Origin of the sequence: Pseudomonas sp. (assembly GCF_030696055.1) — a bacterium.
In the GTDB taxonomy this organism is placed as follows: Bacteria; Pseudomonadota; Gammaproteobacteria; order Pseudomonadales; family Pseudomonadaceae; genus Aquipseudomonas.
Map to the genome: position 1 here is coordinate 1 of NZ_JAUYNP010000212.1, position 3,378 is coordinate 3,378.

The 3,378-nt window shown below is 54.2% G+C and carries 3 protein-coding genes; 1 reads left to right on the top strand and 2 read right to left on the bottom strand.

All coding sequences use genetic code 11. The features are described from left to right. The first annotated feature begins 148 nt into the window (after positions 1-148). Positions 149-1,171: an IS110 family transposase gene (locus tag Q8Q83_RS12125; protein WP_305624051.1), complete on the top strand. Its 1,023-nt coding sequence runs from the start codon at positions 149-151 to the stop codon at positions 1,169-1,171. Between the two features lie 708 nt (positions 1,172-1,879). Here the strand turns inward: Q8Q83_RS12125 and Q8Q83_RS12130 are convergent. Further along, the gene (locus Q8Q83_RS12130; RefSeq protein WP_305624047.1) at positions 1,880-2,284 is read right to left on the bottom strand and encodes a hypothetical protein; all 405 of its coding nucleotides are present in this window, start codon (positions 2,282-2,284) and stop codon (positions 1,880-1,882) included. A gap of 438 nt (positions 2,285-2,722) precedes the next feature. Further along, the gene (locus Q8Q83_RS12135; protein ID WP_305624049.1) at positions 2,723-3,178 is read right to left on the bottom strand and encodes a hypothetical protein; all 456 of its coding nucleotides are present in this window, start codon (positions 3,176-3,178) and stop codon (positions 2,723-2,725) included. Positions 3,179-3,378 lie beyond the last annotated feature (200 nt).

A 3,378-nucleotide genomic window follows, 5' to 3' on the forward strand; every position in this document is an offset into this window, starting at 1 on the left:
GTCCACGGGCTTGGGGTACAGGTAGACTTTTTCGACTTTGGCGTCGGGACGCATCATGGCAGTTGGCTCCAGTGAGTAATCGGGAGCGCAGCTTCTATGGCCGAATCTTAGTTTTGTAGGTGGGGTTTATGGAGCGCTTACGGTTGATCTGGCCAAGTCCGTATACCAAGTTGCCGAGAGTGTCCGTTCCGGCCAGGTGGTTCAGCGTAAGCGGCTGAACCGAGAGGCGTTCCGGCGATATATACAGGAGCAGGCCGAGCCGGTCGAGTGGGTGATGGAAGCCTGTGGCACTGCCCACTATTGGGGGCGCGTCGCGCAGGCCCTGGGCCACCGGGTGCGGCTGATCCATCCCCGCTACGTGCGTCCTTATCGACGCCGCAACAAAACCGACCGCAACGATTGCGACGCGATGCTGGAAGCCGCGCGCTGCAAGGATATTCATCCGGTTCCGGTGAAAACCCACGAGCAGCAACAGGTGCAGCAACTGCACGGGCTGCGCGAAACCTGGAAGAAGAGCCGTACGCAGCGGATCAACCTGCTGCGCGGCATTCTGCGCGAGGCGGGCATCGAAGCCCCTGCCGCCACTGCCGCGTTTATCCGTGCGGCCCATGACTTGGTTGATCGAGCGGAACTGGCTCCCTTGAGCCATCAACTGCATCTCGTCCTGGCGGAAATCAATCTCTACGAACAATGCATGGTCGAGTGCGAGCAGCAACTGAAACGCTGGCATGCCGAGGATGAAGTCGTGCGCAAACTGGATGAAGTCAGCGGCATCGGGGTGCTGACCGCCAGCGCCCTGAAAGCCGCGGTCGGCCAGCCCGAGCGCTTTGCCAATGGTCGCCAGCTCAGTGCCTGGCTGGGCATGACCCCACGCGAGTTCAGTAGCGGCGACCGACGCAAGCTGGGTCATATCAGCCGGCAGGGCAACGTCTACGTGCGAACGCTGTTGATACACGGCGCGCGAGCGGCGTTGCTGGCAGCCCAGCGTTGCCAGGCGCGAACCCCGGAGAAGCTGACCCAGCTGCAGCGCTGGGCGGTCGAGACCGCGGCGAGGATAGGCCACAACAAGGCGGCAGTGGCCTTGGCCAACAAGCTGGTGCGGATCTGTTGGGCGGTGTGGTGCCATGAGCGGCGTTTCAGCGGTGACTGGCAAAGCGTAAGGCCCGCCTGACGGCGGGGGTAATCAGTAAGGTGTGATGGTTTTCTTGTGGTTGTGGTGAGCAGCAGCACTGTCGGAACAGGCGAGTCCTGCAGCGGAACAAGGCCGATAACAATCATGATCCGTGTGATCGATTGAACGCTTGGCCCCCGCTGCGCGAACTACAGAATGGCCAGGGCGATAGTGCCCAGAACAGGCCGGATATACGAATGCAACCGCGCTGACGACAGGGTAGGAAAAGCTACTTCTCACTACTTGTGGGGAGAGTCCATATACGCATTGTTAGGTGCCATGCTGGAACTGCCCTCCATCACGAAGATGTTTTGCCAACTTATAGGCTGAAGCTCGAAAAATGTCATAGCGCGGAGAGTCATTCTCTACATAAATGATTTTTTCTGCATACAAGCTACAACCTGCGTCGTCTCTAAACGTGGCTAGCCCTTCTTGAACTACATTTTTGATCTGATCGGCGTCTAGGTGACCATGAGAGCAAGCTCCTTGGGCGGGAAGCATAACTAGCTCAGGATCAGTTATGACAGGGCTAAATTTAATGCCAAGAAGTATGTGTGACGGGCCTGTTATGTATGAAATGTAGTGGCATCCATCTTTAATGGTGAAGCCTGGCATAGCGTCCTCTGCTGGTACCTAACGATCAGGTTAAGGGGCGGCGGCACGCCGTCCCAGAGAGCGAAGCGAGCGATTTGAACCGCTTGTTAGCCGCTACTTACAGTACATTTTCATGCGTTGCTCAGATGCTGCTATTACTTGGCTGCTCGCGGGTTTTGAACGCAGGCACCAGATGGGGCCATCCTTCACAGTGCTCTGTGATACATAGTAAGGGCATCCACTATCGAGAACTTTTACGTTGTGAGTGGTCGACTCACAATTTAGAGCTGGAGTGCTTAAGGTTTGGTCTTTGGGTGGGTCTATATACTGGCAGTCAGATTTTTTTGTCCAAGCGGAGCCAGCTATGGTTCCGGCAGTACTCCTGATTTGTTCAAGCGTTTCTGCTGATGCTGGTGCAATTGCAGCTGGGCAGGATGCGAATTGACTTTTTACTTCGTCGCAGCCGGCAAGAAACAAAGCCATGAATGCAATGCTGATTTGAGTGGTGAGATGTTTCATGTGCAACTCCTTCTGCTTTTAGGGTTGTGTGGCTAACGTTTGGTTAAGGGGCCGCGGAACGCGGTCCCGAGCGAGCGCAGCGAGCGGCTTGAACCGCATGTTAGGCCGCGCCACGGATTTGTGCCGGCAGCATAACGTAAGTGCTCAGCGATGGTGGTGTGGTGTGAAAGCGCGTGCCGGGCTCACGGTTGAAACCTGTGATGGACGCGCATGCGCGAACCGGACGTTCCTTTGCGCATGTGAATAAACAGGTTACTTGGTGCAAATGGTTCGGGCCGGATTTGATTAGCCGCCGCGAACTTTCAGGATGAATACGCCAATTGTTATTTGAATGCATAACTTCCGTGTTTCCCGATTTCTGCTCTTACGCCTAACGATTAAGCTAAGGGGCGGCGGCACGCCGTCCCAGCGAATGAAATGAGCGACTTCAGCGACTTGTTATGTATTGGCCACACTCTTTGCGCCGAAAGGTATAAGTATAATGATTGATATAGTTGCAAGAGCGGTGTACCAGGCTGGAAATATGCTGAATGCATCAGTGTAAATGCTAAGCAATAGGGACATTGCTAGAGTAATAATTGCTAATATAGCGCCAAACTTTATCTCTTTGCCGTGGGTTCGCTTTCCTGTAGCTCGCCCAGCATAAAAAACTACGATGGCACTAATTGCAATATCTGTAAGTAGGTAAAAATTGTTTGAGGCTAGTTCGATGACAAAATTTTCGCTACTAAGATCTGCTCCTAGTAATACCCCGAATGCAATGCATAGGATTGTGCTGGTCAGGCTCGTAAGTAATACTGCAAAGCAAAGACCTATTAATAATCCTGCAAGCGGTCTGTACTCAATTTCGCCTTCTACATGAAGGTCGGAAGCAGGTGTTTTATATGCATCCACGGTATAACTCCGATATATAACGTTTGGTTAAGGGGCCGGCTTTAGCCGGTCCCGAGCGAGCGAAGCGAGTGGCTTGAACCGCATGTTAGGCCGCGCCGCGGATTTGTGCCGGCAGCATAACGTAAGTGCTCCGCGATGATGGAGTGTGGGGAAGGCGCGTGCCGGGTTTACGGTTGAAACCTGTGATGAGCGAGCATGCG

Excerpts from the sequence above, each read along its gene's own strand:
- Q8Q83_RS12130 (WP_305624047.1), bottom strand. The coding sequence starts at position 2,284 with ATGAAACATCTCACCACTCAAATCAGCATTGCATTCATGGCTTTGTTT.